Consider the following 12,758-nt stretch of genomic DNA (forward strand, 5'->3'; position numbering starts at 1 on the left):
AGGCAACAGCAATGACAAAAGACGCGAAGAACCTGATCGTCGGCCTCGACATCGGCACCTCGAAGGTGGTGGCGGTGGTGGCCGAAGTGATGTCCGACGGACGCCACGAGGTGATCGGCCTCGGTCAGCACGAGTCGAAAGGGTTGAAGAAAGGCGTGGTCGTCAACATCGAGGCCACCGTCGAGTCGATCCAGCGTGCGCTCGAGGAAGCGGAGCTGATGGCCGACTGCAAGATCCGCAATGTCTATGCTGGCATCGCCGGCAGCCATATCCGCTCGTTCAATTCGAGCGGCATGGTCGCGATCAAGGACAAGGAAGTCACCGCCACCGACGTGGCGCGCGTGATCGAGACCGCCAAGGCGGTGAACATCCCGACCGACCAGCAATTGCTGCACACGGTGCCGCAGGAATTCATCGTCGATAACCAGGAAGACGTGCGCGAACCGATCGGCATGAGCGGCATTCGCCTGGAAGTGCGCGTGCACATCGTCACCGGTGCGGTCTCGGCAGTGCAGAACATAGTAAAGTGCGTGCGCCGTTGTGGCCTCGAGGTCTCGGACCTGATCCTGCAGCCGATGGCCTCGGCCGACGCGGTGCTGACGGTCGATGAGAAGGAACTGGGCGTGGTGTTGATCGACATTGGCGGCGGCACCACCGACATCGCGGTGTTCTCGGACGGCGCGATTCGCCACACCGCGGTACTGCCGATTGCCGGCGACCAGATCACCAGCGACATCGCGATGGCCTTGCGCACGCCGACCGGCGAAGCCGAGGACATCAAGATCCGCTACGGCGTGGCCAAGCAGGTGCTGGCCGATCCGGGCGAGACGCTGGAGGTGCCGGGGCTGGGCGACCGCGGTCCGCGCGCCTTGTCGCGCCAGGCGCTGGCGGCCGTGATCGAGCCGCGCGTCGAAGAACTGTTTGCAATGGTGCACACGGTGGTGCGCGATTCCGGCTACGAGGGCGTGCTCTCGTCGGGCATCGTGCTCACCGGTGGCAGCTCGATCATGCCCGGCATGATCGAGATGGCCGAAGACATTTTTCTCAAACCGGCGCGCCTGGGCACGCCGGACTACCGCGGCCAGTTGGCCGACGTCGTGCGCAGCCCCCGCTACGCCACGGTGCTCGGTTTGCTGCTGGAAGCGAAGAAGCAATACCTGCGCGGTCACATCGTCACGCGCCAGGATGGTTCGGTGAAGGCAGTCTGGCAGCGCATGAAGGAATGGATAGCAGGGAACTTCTAAGACACTAAATTTTTAGTACGACAGCAACAAATCGTTCACGGGTCAAGATTTTTTAAATACAATCGCTGTTTCCGGTTGCGGAGCCTGCCAGGGGCCTGGCAAATCTCCTCGATCGAGAAGCGGCACTGAATATTGGGAGTTCATCATGGAGTTCGATATGGTCGATAACGCAGCACTGGGAACCGTCATCAAAGTTGTCGGCGTCGGCGGCGCCGGCGGCAACGCGGTTCAGCACATGATCAATAAGGGTGTGTCCGGTGTCGAGTTCATCGCCGCAAACACGGATGCGCAGGCACTTGCAGTGTCGGGCGCGAATAACATCATCCAGATCGGCGACTCCGGCCTGGGCGCTGGCATGCGTCCGGAAGTGGGCCGCCAGCTCGCCGAGCAGACCCGTTCGCGCATCGAAGACGCGCTGCGCGGCGCGCACATGGTCTTCATCGCTGCCGGCATGGGCGGCGGCACCGGTACCGGCGCCGCGCCGATCGTCGCCGAAGTGGCCAAGAGCATGGGTGCGCTCACCGTTGCCGTGGTCTCCAAGCCGTTCTCCTACGAAGGCGACAAGTGCATGCAGGTGGCGGAAGCCGGCCTGGAAGAGCTGAGCAAGCACGTCGACTCATTGATCGTCATCCTGAACGAAAAACTGGAAGACATCTACGAAGACGAAAGCATGCTCGACTGGATGAAGCACGCCGACGACGTCCTGAACAACGCTGTTGCCGGTATCGCCGAGATCATCAACGTGCCGGGCCACATTAACGTCGACTTTAACGACGTCAAGACCATCATGAGCGAGCAGGGCAAGGCCATGATGGGTACCGCGACCGCCGCCGGCGTCGACCGCGCGCGCATCGCCGCCGAACAGGCCGTGGCCTCGCCGCTGCTGGACGGTATCGACCTGTCGGGCGCCAAGGGCGTGCTGGTCAACGTGACCGCCAGCCGTGGCCTGAAGGGCAAGGAAATCAAGGAAGTCATGGCCGCCGTGCGCGCCTTCGCCGCGCCGGACGCGTCGATTGCCCAGGGCATCGCCTACGACGACGAGATGGGCGACGAGATCCGCGTGACCGTGGTCGCGACCGGCCTGGGCAAGGCCAAGAAGATGCAGCTGGTGCAGCCGCAGCAGGTGCTGCGCACCGGTACCTACAATGCCCCGATGATGGCCAGCGCGTCGGCGGTGGCTGGCGGCCTGACCATGGGCCAGGCCAGCAGCGACGCGCAGAGCGGCATGAAGCAGCCGGCCGTGTGGCGCCGCGAGCAGGCGTCCGAGCAGGTGCAGGCCATGCAGCGCAACGGCGTCGAGACCTACGACATTCCAGCCTTCCTGCGCAAGCAGGCCGACTGATTGTCGAGTCGGTAGGGAAGTGGAAGGGCCAGCGCAAGCTGGCCTTTTTTCGTGGTGCCGTCGATTCCAGTGTATTTCACGGAATTTCAGTGCGCGAGCCCATCGCCTGCAAGCTCTGTCCACATCGGCGATAATTGCCGGATTCTCAAAACAACAAGGAGTACACCCATGACCATCCAGATCGGCGATCGCCTGCCGGAAGGCACCCTCGCGGAATTCATCGAGACTGAAACCGCAGGCTGCGCGCTCGGCCCGAATACTTTCCAGGTCAGCGAACTGGCCAAGGGCAAGAAGATCGTCATCTTCGGCCTGCCGGGCGCCTACACCCCGACCTGCTCGGCCCAGCACGTGCCGGGTTACGTCCAGCACGCCGAGGCACTCAAGGCCAAGGGCGTCGATGAAATCTGGTGCATCTCGGTCAACGACGCCTTTGTGATGGGCGCCTGGGGCCGCGACCAGAAGGCCACCGGTATCGTGCGCATGATGGCCGACGGTAACGCCGCATTCTCGAAGGCGCTGGGCCTGGACGCCGACTTCTCGAAGCACGGCATGGGCACCCGCTCGCAGCGCTACTCGATGCTGGTCGAAGATGGCGTCGTCAAGCAGCTCAACGTCGAGACCTCGGGCTTCGAAGTCTCGGGCGCCGACAAGATGCTCGCACAACTGGCGTAAGCGCCGCTACCTGCAAACGGCGCCTCGGCGCCGTTTTTCATGCCATGATCATCAATGCCGAAACCCCCGACCAGCCAGAGATCCGCTGCCTGCTAGACCAGCTCGATGCGGTCTGCGCGGCGCTGTATCCGGTCGAATCGCACCACCCGATGAATATCGCCTCGCTGCTGGCAGACGACGTGCTGTTTTTGGTCGCGCGCGGCAGCGACGGCGCCGCGCTCGGCTGCGTGGCGCTGGTGCGGCGCGAGGGCTTCGGCGAGGTCAAGTGCATGGTGGTCGACCAAGCCATGCGCGGGCGTGGCACCGGGCGTCGGCTGCTCGAGCAGCTGGCGACCTTTGCCAGGATGTCTGGCGTGCGCGCGCTCAAGCTGGAAACCGGCATCCGCCAGCTAGAAGCGATCAAGCTGTACGAGCGCTTTGGCTTTACCCGCTGCGCCCCCTTCGGCGCTGGCCAGCCGGACCCGCTGAGCCTGTTCATGGAAAAGCAGCTGTGAAGCTTGGCATGAAGCTTGACATGAAGCGGCCCGCCGGCAACCTGTACAGCATTTACGCGATGGTGCTGGCCGTGTTCATGTTTGCCCTGATGGACACGGTCATGAAGCTGCTTACCGAGCGCTATCCGGCGATTCAGGTGGCGGCGCTGCGTTCGCTCACCTCACTGCCGCTGGTAGCGATCTACGTGGGCGTGCGGGTCGGTTACCGCGACATCTTCAAGATCCGCTGGCCGCTGCACCTGATGCGCGCGGTGCTCGGCATCGCGATGCTGACCCTGTTTGCGTTTGGCATCCGCAATCTGTCGCTGGCCGAGGCCTACACGATTTTCTTCGTCTCGCCCGCCCTCATCACGGCGCTGTCGGTGTGGTTCCTGAAAGAGCGCGTGGGCGCGGCGCGCTGGATCGCGATCGCGGTCGGTCTGGGCGGCGTGCTGGTGGTGCTGCGCCCGAGCGGCGCTGGCTTCCTGACCATAGGCGGGCTGGCCATTCTCGGCGCGGCCGCCATGTACGCCATATCGGCGATCACGGTGGGCATCCTGGCGCGCACCGACCGCAGCGAACATATGGTGTTCTGGCTGATGGTGATGGTGGCGGTTGGCGCCAGCGCGCTGGCGGTGCCCGGCTGGGTGGCGCTGAGCACGGCCGACCTGCCGCTGCTGGCGGCCCTGTCGCTGACCGGCTTCATCGGCCAGCTGGCGATCACCGAAGCCTTTGCCAGGGGCCAGGCCTCGAGCATCGCCCCCTTTGAATACACCGCGCTGGCCTGGGCCGTGGGGCTGGATTGGCTGCTGTGGCAAACCCTGCCCGACCGTTACACCATGCTGGGCGCTGCCATTATCATCGGCAGCGGGCTGTATCTGCTGCGCCACGAGAAAAGACACGTCGAAGCCGAGCATCCGTAGAGGTGGCCCCGGCAGCAAGCACAAAAGCGCTGGGCTATAATCGCCGGATGCTGAAACAACGAACCATCAAACAGGTCGTGCGCACCACCGGTGTCGGCGTCCACTCTGGCACCAAGGTCGAACTGACCCTGCGTCCGGCCGCGCCGGGGGCCGGCATCACCTTCCGCCGCGTCGACTACGACCCGGTCGTCGCCATCGCCTGCGCCGCCGACGTGGTCGGCGAAACCCGCATGGCCACGGTCCTGATCAAGGACGGCGCGCGCGTGTCCACCGTCGAGCACCTGATGTCGGCCTGCGCCGGCCTGGGTATCGACAACCTGACCGTCGATGTCACTGCCGAGGAAATCCCGATCATGGACGGCTCTGCGGCATCCTTCGTCTACCTGCTGCAGCAGGCCGGCGTAGAAGAGCAGGACGTGCCAAAGAAATTCATCCGCGTGCTCAAAGAGGTCGAGATCCGCCAGGGAACCGGCAGCGGCGAAAAATGGGCGCGCCTGTCGCCTTACGAGGGCTTCAAGCTCGACTTCTTCATTGAATTCAATCACCCGGCGGTGGACGGCACCATGCAGCGCGCGGCGGTCGACTTCGGCGACGTGTCGTACGTGCACGACGTGGCGCGGGCGCGCACCTTCGGCTTCATGCAGGACGTGGAAACCCTGCGCGGCATGGGCTTGGCGCGCGGCGGTTCGCTGGAAAACGCCATCGTGATGGACGAGTACCGCATCCTGAATGCGGACGGGCTGCGCTACGACGACGAATTCGTGCGCCACAAGATCCTGGACGCGATCGGCGACCTGTACATCGTTGGCCACCCGCTGCTGGCCAGCTACGCGGCGCACAAATCCGGCCACGCGCTCAACAACGAACTGCTGCGCAAGCTGCTGGCGCAGCCGGATGCCTACGAGATGGTCGAATTCGATTCGCTCGAGGCTGCGCCGCCGTCATATGTTCGGCAGATGACGCGCGAGTGGGCCCAGACCTGAGTGCTCGATTAGCGCCGTTTCTGCGCCAGCCGGCGCAGCGCCGCCACCAGGTCCTTGTTCTGCGTGGTGTCCTCGAGTGACTGCGCCAGGTCTTCGAAGGCCTGCACCGCCGTGGGCGGCAGTTCGAGGCTGCGCATTTCGGGTTTTTGCGGCATCGCCCGCGCTACCTGTACCTTGAGCTTGACCGATTCCACCTGCCAGCCACGCCCGAGCAGGGCAGCTTGCAGCTTGGGTGCCATCTGCTTGACCCGCGCCGCCACCGCCGAACTGGGTACGGCCAGCACCAGGGCCCCGTCCTGGAACGAGATCACGTCGGTGTTGCCGGCTAACGCAGGCAAGATGGCGGCGCAATCGGATTGCAGGCGCGCCATGCGCATGGCGGCGGGCAGCAGGCTGGCCATGCGCTCATTGCCGCGCAGGAAATCTGTCGCGACAATCGAAGTCTGGCGATTTTTGGTACCGTAGATATGCACTGGGCGGGAGTGAAGGTCGATATGCCGCAACATAGCATATAAACCGGCATGGAATCGCTCAAGCTTGCGCAAACGCGTCCCGGCTCCCCGCACCGCATGCGCTGGAACGACGCGCTTTAGTGCAATTTGATAACATTCTACGACCCAACAGTCTTGTTATCCTGCCCACTGTCCCCAAGTGTGGCCGGATCGCATGATAAAATCAGTAGCTTTTTGCCATAGGCGGTCTTCGGCGGATGTGTGTCACCGTCCTCCCGGGCTCTTTTTCGCGGCGTATTTTTTGTAGAGTTAGCATGTCATTCCTGACCCAGATTTTCGGCAGCCGTAATCAGCGTCTGCTCAAGCAATACCAAAAGACCGTGCGTCAGATTAACGCGCTCGAGCCGCAGATGGAAAAGCTGCTCGATGCCGAGCTCCAGGCGAAGACTCCCGAATTCAAGGACCGCCTGGCCAAAGGCGAGTCGCTCGACGACATCTTGCCGGAAGCGTTCGCCGTCTGCCGCGAAGCGGCCAAGCGCGTCATGAAGATGCGCCATTTCGACGTCCAGCTGATCGGTGGCATGGTCCTGCACCAAGGCAAAATCGCCGAGATGGGCACGGGCGAGGGCAAGACCCTGATGGCGACCCTGCCGGTCTACCTCAACGGCCTGGCCGGCAACGGCGTGCACGTCATTACCGTCAACGACTACCTGGCACAGCGCGACGCCGAGTCGATGGGGCGCCTGTACAGCTGGCTGGGACTGTCCACCGGCGTGAACCTGTCGCAGCTCGACCACGACAGCAAGCAGCAAGCCTACGCCTCGGACATCACCTACGGTACCAACAACGAATTCGGCTTCGACTACCTGCGTGACAACATGGTCTTCGATGCGCACGAGAGGGTGCAGCGCGGCCTTAACTTCGCCGTGGTCGATGAAGTCGACTCGATCCTGATCGACGAAGCGCGTACCCCGTTGATCATTTCGGGCCAGGCCGAGAGCCATACCGAGCTGTATCAGCGCCTGAACGAACTGCCGCCGCTGCTGACCCTGCAGATCGGCGAAGAAACCTCGGACGGCAAGGGCAAGATTGAAGTCCCGGGCGACTACCTGAAGGACGAAAAAGCCCACACCGTCTTGATGACCGAGGCCGGCCACGAAAAGGCGGAAAGCATCCTGACCCAGTGGGGCCTGCTGCCAGAAGGCGCCTCGCTCTACGATGCCGCCAACATCACCCTGGTGCACCACCTGTATGCGGCGCTGCGCGCCCACGTCCTGTACCACAAGGACCAGCACTACGTGGTGCAGAACAACGAAATCGTGATCGTCGACGAGTTCACCGGCCGCCTGATGACCGGCCGCCGCTGGTCCGATGGCCTGCACCAGGCGGTGGAAGCCAAAGAAGGCGTGCGCATTCAGAACGAGAACCAGACCCTGGCCTCGATCACTTTCCAGAACTACTTCCGCATGTACAACAAGCTGGCCGGCATGACCGGCACGGCCGATACCGAAGCCTACGAATTCCAGGAGATCTACGGCCTCGAAACCGTGGTCGTCCCGCCAAACCGGCCGTCGCAGCGCAAGGACCGCCAGGACCAGGTCTACAAGTCGGCCGACGAAAAATACAACGCGATGCTGATCGACATCCGCGACTGCTACGAGCGCGGCCAGCCAGTGCTGGTCGGTACCACCTCGATCGAGAACTCCGAGCTGCTCTCGGGCATCCTGACCAAGGCCAGCCTGCCGCACAACGTGCTTAACGCCAAGCAGCACGCCCGTGAAGCGGAAATCATCGCGCAGGCCGGCCGTCCAAAGATGATCACCATCGCCACCAACATGGCCGGCCGTGGTACCGACATCGTGCTGGGCGGCATGGTCGAGAAGCAGATCCAGCTGATCGAAGCCAACCCTGCGCTGGCCGACAGCGAGAAGGCAGCCCAGTCGCAGACCTTGCGCGACGAATGGCAGTCGCTGCACGACCACGTGGTGAACGCCGGCGGCCTGCACATCATCGGCACCGAGCGCCACGAGTCGCGCCGCGTCGACAACCAGCTGCGCGGCCGTTCCGGACGCCAGGGCGATCCGGGCTCGTCGCGTTTCTACCTGTGCCTGGACGATCCGCTGCTGCGCATCTTCGCGGGCGACCGCGTGCGCTCGATCATGGAGCGCCTGAAGATGCCGGAAGGCGAGCCGATCGAGGCGGGCATCGTGACCCGTTCGATCGAGACCGCCCAGCGCAAGGTCGAGGCCAGGAACTTCGACGTGCGCAAGCAGCTGCTCGAATACGACGACGTCGCCAACGACCAGCGCAAGGTGATCTACACCCAGCGTAACGAGCTGCTCGAATCGACCGAGATGACCGACCTGATCGTCTCGCTGCGCGGCGGCGTCTTCACCGACGTGGTGCGCGCCCACGTGCCGGCCGAGTCGGTGGAAGAGCAGTGGGATATCCCGGCGCTGGAAGCGACCCTGGCCGACGAGTGGAACCTGCAGCTGCCGCTGCAGCAGATGCTCAAGGACGATCCGAACCTGAACGACGACGACATCCTCGAGCGCGTGCTCAAGGCGGCCGAAGCATCGTACGAAACCAAGGTTGCCGTGGTCGGCAAGGAGTCGTTCGGCGGCTTCGAGCGCAACGTCATGCTGCAAAGCGTCGACACGCACTGGCGCGAACACCTGGCGGCACTGGACCACCTGCGCCAGGGTATCCACCTGCGCGGCTATGCACAGAAGAATCCGAAGCAGGAATACAAGCGCGAAGCGTTCGAACTGTTCAGCAACATGCTGGACCTGATCAAGAACGAAGTGGTGCGTACCGTGATGACTGTGCGCATCCAGAGCCGCGAAGAAGTCGACGCGGTCGAGGCGGCGCTGGCGGCCCAGGCGGCGCAGCTGGAAAACGTCAACTACCAGCACGCCGACTTCAACCCGTCGGCAGCGCCCGAAGAGCTGCTCAACCCGAACCCGCAAGGCGACGGACCCGAGCCGGTATCGGCGGAAGACCACAGCACCTACCTGGGCGTGAAGGTCGGCCGCAACGATCCTTGCCCTTGCGGCAGCGGCAAGAAGTTCAAGCAGTGCCACGGCAAGCTGGCGTAATCGGCGGGTGAGTGGTAATGACGAACGGCCGGGGAAACCCGGCCGTTTTTTTACGTGTGCGTGCTTGCTGCGAGCTTGGGTCCGACCTTCATCGGGGTGACATTGATTGAGAGTGCGCGAAAGACGACAGTGCCGGATCTGGCCACTTCACCAAAAACCGTCGTTGGCGCCGCTGGCGCCTGCTGTGTACTCTCCTATTTTGTGCGACATTCGAATAAGATCCGCCACAAAACTGCAAAGTCAGACACGGTAAGCAAGAGCTGCCGGTGCCCTGCGGCTTGGCGTGTCAGCAACAAGCTCGTACACTGAGCCATGCTGAACTTCCGCTGTCGGCCCAGGCTGTGTAAAAACGCGAAGTCGCCGCCATGCCGACGGCACGCGACCACTTAAAACGCGCGCCATGGCGTTTTCTCGATGCCGGAAATGGTGAAGCGACCCCTGAAAACACGCGGATCTCGCGTTTTTACACAGCCTGGCCAAAAGCGGACCTACAAGGGAGTTGAACTTTTTAGGAAAATCGCACATGAAGGTGATCGCGGCACTGAGCGCAGTTCTCTTAATTCCATTAGCTGCGATATTTGGAACCAACGCCAGCTCAGCTCAGACAGAGCTAGTGCCAACTGCTCTTTCTATTCTTCTATTCGTAGCAGGTACTTCGCTTATTTTAGGATTGGTTTTCGGGCGTTCGGCACTTCGCAGTGCTACAATTTTCGGCGGCTTGTCCCTATTCATCATGTGGTTGCCGCTACAGTATTACGCGACCGAGGAGTCGATGATTTGCTCGGGCATTGCTCTGGTCCTTATTGTCGCCACTCAAGTCCTGTTGTTCCTGGCCGGCGGATGTAATCGTAAGAGAGAAACTGCCACGGCGATCCCTGCCCTCGTAGGTCCGTTTCGGGTCGATTTCGGCCGTTCATGACAGTCTTTGATTTTTCCGCCTTGGCAAACTGCTATTCTGAGCCTAACGGCCGGGCTCGGCCATAATCAGATACTGACAGACTACGACAACCTTGCTTTTGATTCCCGACCTTACAACGCTAACGATGCGCCATTCGATTCTCACGCCAATCCCCGAATTAGAAGAGGCCGCATTGCTCCTTGATGTTGCAGCAAATGCCATCATTGCGGGGGAACAGCACGTGGCAGCCACGCTGATTAAACAGGCCGACATTCCTGAGATCATGGTCTACGCCAAGCGGGCTGTAGGACCGTTGAGTGTAGATGTACATCGTGTTCTTCGTCGTCCGAAGTGTTTGCCTAAGGCCGAACGTGATCCTTTGCGAATGCCAAGCCAGCGAGAACAAAGAACGATATTTTCGCGCGACGGGTGGCGATGCCGCTTTTGCGGTACAAAAGTCATCTGCAAGTTGGCCAGGTCGTTGATTACTCGCGCTTTCGCAATTGAGTCGAACTGGACTAGTGCTGAATTCCAGCGGCACGCAGCCTTATATGCGCTCGCGTCGTCGCTCGACCACGTCATACCCCATGGCCGCGGAGGAAAAAATGAGTACGAAAATTATGTGACGTCGTGCTATTGCTGCCAGTTCGGTCGCGGCGAATGGACAATCGAAGAAGCGGAACTTGAAGATCCCAGGTTAAGAGCGCCGATTGTAGACAGGTGGGACGGGTTAGCCCGACTGGTGACGTAGCATCATGCCGCGGTTGTCTCAGTCTGCAATGGGTCGAAACCGGCCTGACCGCGAACGGCCAATTTCGGCCACAAGCGGTCGTTCAACAGCCCTAACAGGTAAGACAATGCAACCGTATCGAATTTTTCTGACGCTAATTTTTGCAGGTTACGGCTGCGCTGCGGCTGCTGAGCAATCGGACAGCGTCGGCAGTACGAAGCTGCCGGCCGGAGCCGTGCTGATGTGTGGAGAGCATGTCGTTGGCGATGCTTCCGCCAAGCCTATACACATCGACTGGCAGGCATTCGGTCTCCATGAGGATATGGACAAAGTTGCGCAGTTCTACCAGGTGCAGTTCGGTCAACCAACGGCTCGGGATGATATTGGACGCTACACCTGGAGGTCCAAAGGTGCACACAGCGAGTTGATATATGCAGTGCAGCCTTCGTCAACCGCTGGCCCATGGTCTGGATGTTCAACCGATTCATCGAGATTCAAAACAATTGTGTTGATTTCCAAAGGGATCTGGGCGACTAAACCCTAACTATCTCTCGCACACAGCCAAGAACCGCTCTGTTTAAGGGCGAATAGTCCTGCTGTCGAATGTCTGCAATGGGTTGTGGATTCAACCGGTCGATGCAACACACTCATGAAATCGCTGCGCGGGTGTTTCGTAGTTGAGTGTCTTCCTGGGCCGCTCGTTCAGCTGCCTTGCCACCTCATCGAGCTTCTCCTGTGGATACGCCGAGAGGTCTAAGCCTTTCGGAAAATACTGCCTCAAGAGTCCGTTGGTGTTTTCGTTCGAGCCGCGTTGCCAAGGATGGTGAGGATCGCAAAAATATACCTGGATATGGGTGTCCAGAGTGAAGCGCTTATGGTCAGCCATTTCCTTCCCGCGGTCCCAGGTCAACGATTTATAGAGCTCCTGTGGCAGTTTACGCGCATTGCTGATGAGTGCGTCGATCACCGATGCGGTATCTTTGCCGGCCACTTTTACCAGCATGACGTAGCGTGTCTGACGTTCGACAAGTGTAGCGATCTGGCTGTTGTGGCTACCGAACAGCAGATCGCCTTCCCAGTGCCCGGGTAGCGCGCGATCCTCGACAGCAGCGGGACGCTCGCTGATCGAAACGGTGTCAACGATCCTGCCGTGGTTGTCGGTTTTTTGCGTGTGATGGCGGGAGCGACGCATGTTCCGGCTGCGCCGCAAGTGCTCCAGCAATTCCTTTTTCAGGGCGCCACGGGCCTGAATATAGAGGCTACGGTAGATGGTTTCGTGTGACACCTGGCAGTCCTCGTCACTCGGGTACACCTGCTTTAGCCAGCCGGCTATTTGCTCGGGCGACCAGTGCAGCTGGAGTTTGCCGGCGACGATGTCAGCCAGCGCTCGATTCACCACCAGCTTACACGGCTTGGGACGCCGCGCTCGATCCCAGGCACGTTGGTCGGCCTGGTTTGCGCGATATCCTTCCAGACCGCCATTTCGCTTCATCTCGCGAGACACTGTCGAAGGTGATCTGCCGAGCGACGCGGCGATCGAGCGGATGGAACAGCCTGCTACGACCGAGCGGGATATTTCTTCGCGCTCGGCCGCCGTTAGCGCCAAGCGTGAGCGACATCGTTGTGCTGGACATATTCCACCTGTTTCGGCCAGAATCCGCATGACTGACGAGTGGTTTCGGTCAAACAGCTGGGCAATCTTTTGAAGCGCATCGCCCTGGCGCCATCGCTCCCACATCAGTGCCTTCTGATTATCTGAGTAATAGATGCGAGGTTTCCGTTTCATGTGAACACTCCTCCATAAGTCTTAGAGTGTTGCGTTCACCGGTTGAATCCACAGTCGGATCCGGTCCTTCGTGACAGTCTGCGATTTTTTGGCCGTGATGACTGCTATGCCGAGCTTAGCGGCCGAGTTCGGCCAAGAGCGGTCATTCGCACCCGTC

Annotated in this window: 12 protein-coding genes; 10 read left to right on the top strand and 2 right to left on the bottom strand. The window is 61.1% G+C overall.

The window, feature by feature from the left end:
* Positions 1-11 precede the first annotated feature (11 nt).
* The 6 genes from ftsA (at position 12) to lpxC (ending at position 5,637) form a co-directional block, all read left to right on the top strand.
* Positions 12-1,244, top strand: coding sequence for a cell division protein FtsA (gene ftsA, locus NRS07_RS05300; protein ID WP_259211623.1), 1,233 nt, complete (start codon positions 12-14; stop codon positions 1,242-1,244).
* A 145-nt stretch (positions 1,245-1,389) separates the two neighbouring features.
* Positions 1,390-2,586: a cell division protein FtsZ gene (gene ftsZ, locus NRS07_RS05305; RefSeq protein WP_259211624.1), complete on the top strand. Its 1,197-nt coding sequence runs from the start codon at positions 1,390-1,392 to the stop codon at positions 2,584-2,586.
* A gap of 168 nt (positions 2,587-2,754) precedes the next feature.
* Positions 2,755-3,258: a peroxiredoxin gene (locus NRS07_RS05310; protein ID WP_259211625.1), complete on the top strand. Its 504-nt coding sequence runs from the start codon at positions 2,755-2,757 to the stop codon at positions 3,256-3,258.
* A 44-nt stretch (positions 3,259-3,302) separates the two neighbouring features.
* Positions 3,303-3,752 (top strand): GNAT family N-acetyltransferase, encoded by a 450-nt coding sequence (locus tag NRS07_RS05315; protein ID WP_259211626.1) that lies wholly within the window; start codon positions 3,303-3,305, stop codon positions 3,750-3,752.
* 8 nt (positions 3,753-3,760) lie between these two features.
* Entirely contained in the window at positions 3,761-4,654 is an 894-nt protein-coding gene (locus NRS07_RS05320) for a DMT family transporter (RefSeq protein ID WP_259211627.1), read from the top strand.
* Between the two features lie 47 nt (positions 4,655-4,701).
* Positions 4,702-5,637, top strand: a complete 936-nt coding sequence (gene lpxC / locus NRS07_RS05325) for a UDP-3-O-acyl-N-acetylglucosamine deacetylase (protein ID WP_259211628.1) — start codon at positions 4,702-4,704, stop codon at positions 5,635-5,637.
* 8 nt (positions 5,638-5,645) lie between these two features.
* On the opposite strand, the gene NRS07_RS05330 is transcribed toward lpxC, so the two are convergent.
* The gene (locus NRS07_RS05330) at positions 5,646-6,038 is read right to left on the bottom strand and encodes a DUF721 domain-containing protein (protein WP_259211629.1); all 393 of its coding nucleotides are present in this window, start codon (positions 6,036-6,038) and stop codon (positions 5,646-5,648) included.
* 365 nt (positions 6,039-6,403) lie between these two features.
* On the opposite strand from NRS07_RS05330, the gene secA reads away from it, so the two are divergent.
* From secA to NRS07_RS05350, 4 genes are all read left to right on the top strand, one after another.
* On the top strand, positions 6,404-9,187 hold the full coding sequence (gene secA / locus NRS07_RS05335; protein WP_259211630.1) for a preprotein translocase subunit SecA: 2,784 nt from the start codon (positions 6,404-6,406) through the stop codon (positions 9,185-9,187).
* Between the two features lie 523 nt (positions 9,188-9,710).
* The gene (locus NRS07_RS05340; protein WP_259211631.1) at positions 9,711-10,106 is read left to right on the top strand and encodes a hypothetical protein; all 396 of its coding nucleotides are present in this window, start codon (positions 9,711-9,713) and stop codon (positions 10,104-10,106) included.
* Between the two features lie 124 nt (positions 10,107-10,230).
* On the top strand, positions 10,231-10,836 hold the full coding sequence (locus NRS07_RS05345; RefSeq protein WP_259211632.1) for an HNH endonuclease: 606 nt from the start codon (positions 10,231-10,233) through the stop codon (positions 10,834-10,836).
* Positions 10,837-10,942: 106 nt separating this feature from the next.
* Entirely contained in the window at positions 10,943-11,359 is a 417-nt protein-coding gene (locus tag NRS07_RS05350) for a hypothetical protein (RefSeq protein ID WP_259211633.1), read from the top strand.
* A gap of 81 nt (positions 11,360-11,440) precedes the next feature.
* Here NRS07_RS05350 and NRS07_RS05355 read toward each other — a convergent pair whose 3' ends face one another.
* On the bottom strand, positions 11,441-12,601 hold the full coding sequence (locus tag NRS07_RS05355) for an IS30 family transposase (RefSeq protein WP_259211634.1): 1,161 nt from the start codon (positions 12,599-12,601) through the stop codon (positions 11,441-11,443).
* Between the last annotated feature and the right edge of the window lie 157 nt (positions 12,602-12,758).

The sequence above is a fragment of the Massilia sp. H6 genome, assembly GCF_024802625.1.
Classification (GTDB): domain Bacteria; phylum Pseudomonadota; class Gammaproteobacteria; order Burkholderiales; family Burkholderiaceae_D; genus Telluria.

What these genes read in the sequence shown, in the direction of transcription:
- secA (WP_259211630.1), top strand. Translation starts at nt 6,404, where the DNA reads ATGTCATTCCTGACCCAGATTTTCGGCAGCCGTAATCAGCGTCTGCTC.
- ftsZ (WP_259211624.1), top strand. Translation starts at nt 1,390, where the DNA reads ATGGAGTTCGATATGGTCGATAACGCAGCACTGGGAACCGTCATCAAA.
- NRS07_RS05330 (WP_259211629.1), bottom strand. Translation starts at nt 6,038, where the DNA reads ATGGCCAGCCTGCTGCCCGCCGCCATGCGCATGGCGCGCCTGCAATCC.
- NRS07_RS05345 (WP_259211632.1), top strand. Translation starts at nt 10,231, where the DNA reads ATGCGCCATTCGATTCTCACGCCAATCCCCGAATTAGAAGAGGCCGCA.
- NRS07_RS05340 (WP_259211631.1), top strand. Translation starts at nt 9,711, where the DNA reads ATGAAGGTGATCGCGGCACTGAGCGCAGTTCTCTTAATTCCATTAGCT.
- NRS07_RS05320 (WP_259211627.1), top strand. Translation starts at nt 3,761, where the DNA reads ATGAAGCTTGACATGAAGCGGCCCGCCGGCAACCTGTACAGCATTTAC.
- ftsA (WP_259211623.1), top strand. Translation starts at nt 12, where the DNA reads ATGACAAAAGACGCGAAGAACCTGATCGTCGGCCTCGACATCGGCACC.
- NRS07_RS05350 (WP_259211633.1), top strand. Translation starts at nt 10,943, where the DNA reads ATGCAACCGTATCGAATTTTTCTGACGCTAATTTTTGCAGGTTACGGC.
- NRS07_RS05315 (WP_259211626.1), top strand. Translation starts at nt 3,303, where the DNA reads ATGATCATCAATGCCGAAACCCCCGACCAGCCAGAGATCCGCTGCCTG.
- lpxC (WP_259211628.1), top strand. Translation starts at nt 4,702, where the DNA reads ATGCTGAAACAACGAACCATCAAACAGGTCGTGCGCACCACCGGTGTC.
- NRS07_RS05310 (WP_259211625.1), top strand. Translation starts at nt 2,755, where the DNA reads ATGACCATCCAGATCGGCGATCGCCTGCCGGAAGGCACCCTCGCGGAA.
- NRS07_RS05355 (WP_259211634.1), bottom strand. Translation starts at nt 12,601, where the DNA reads ATGAAACGGAAACCTCGCATCTATTACTCAGATAATCAGAAGGCACTG.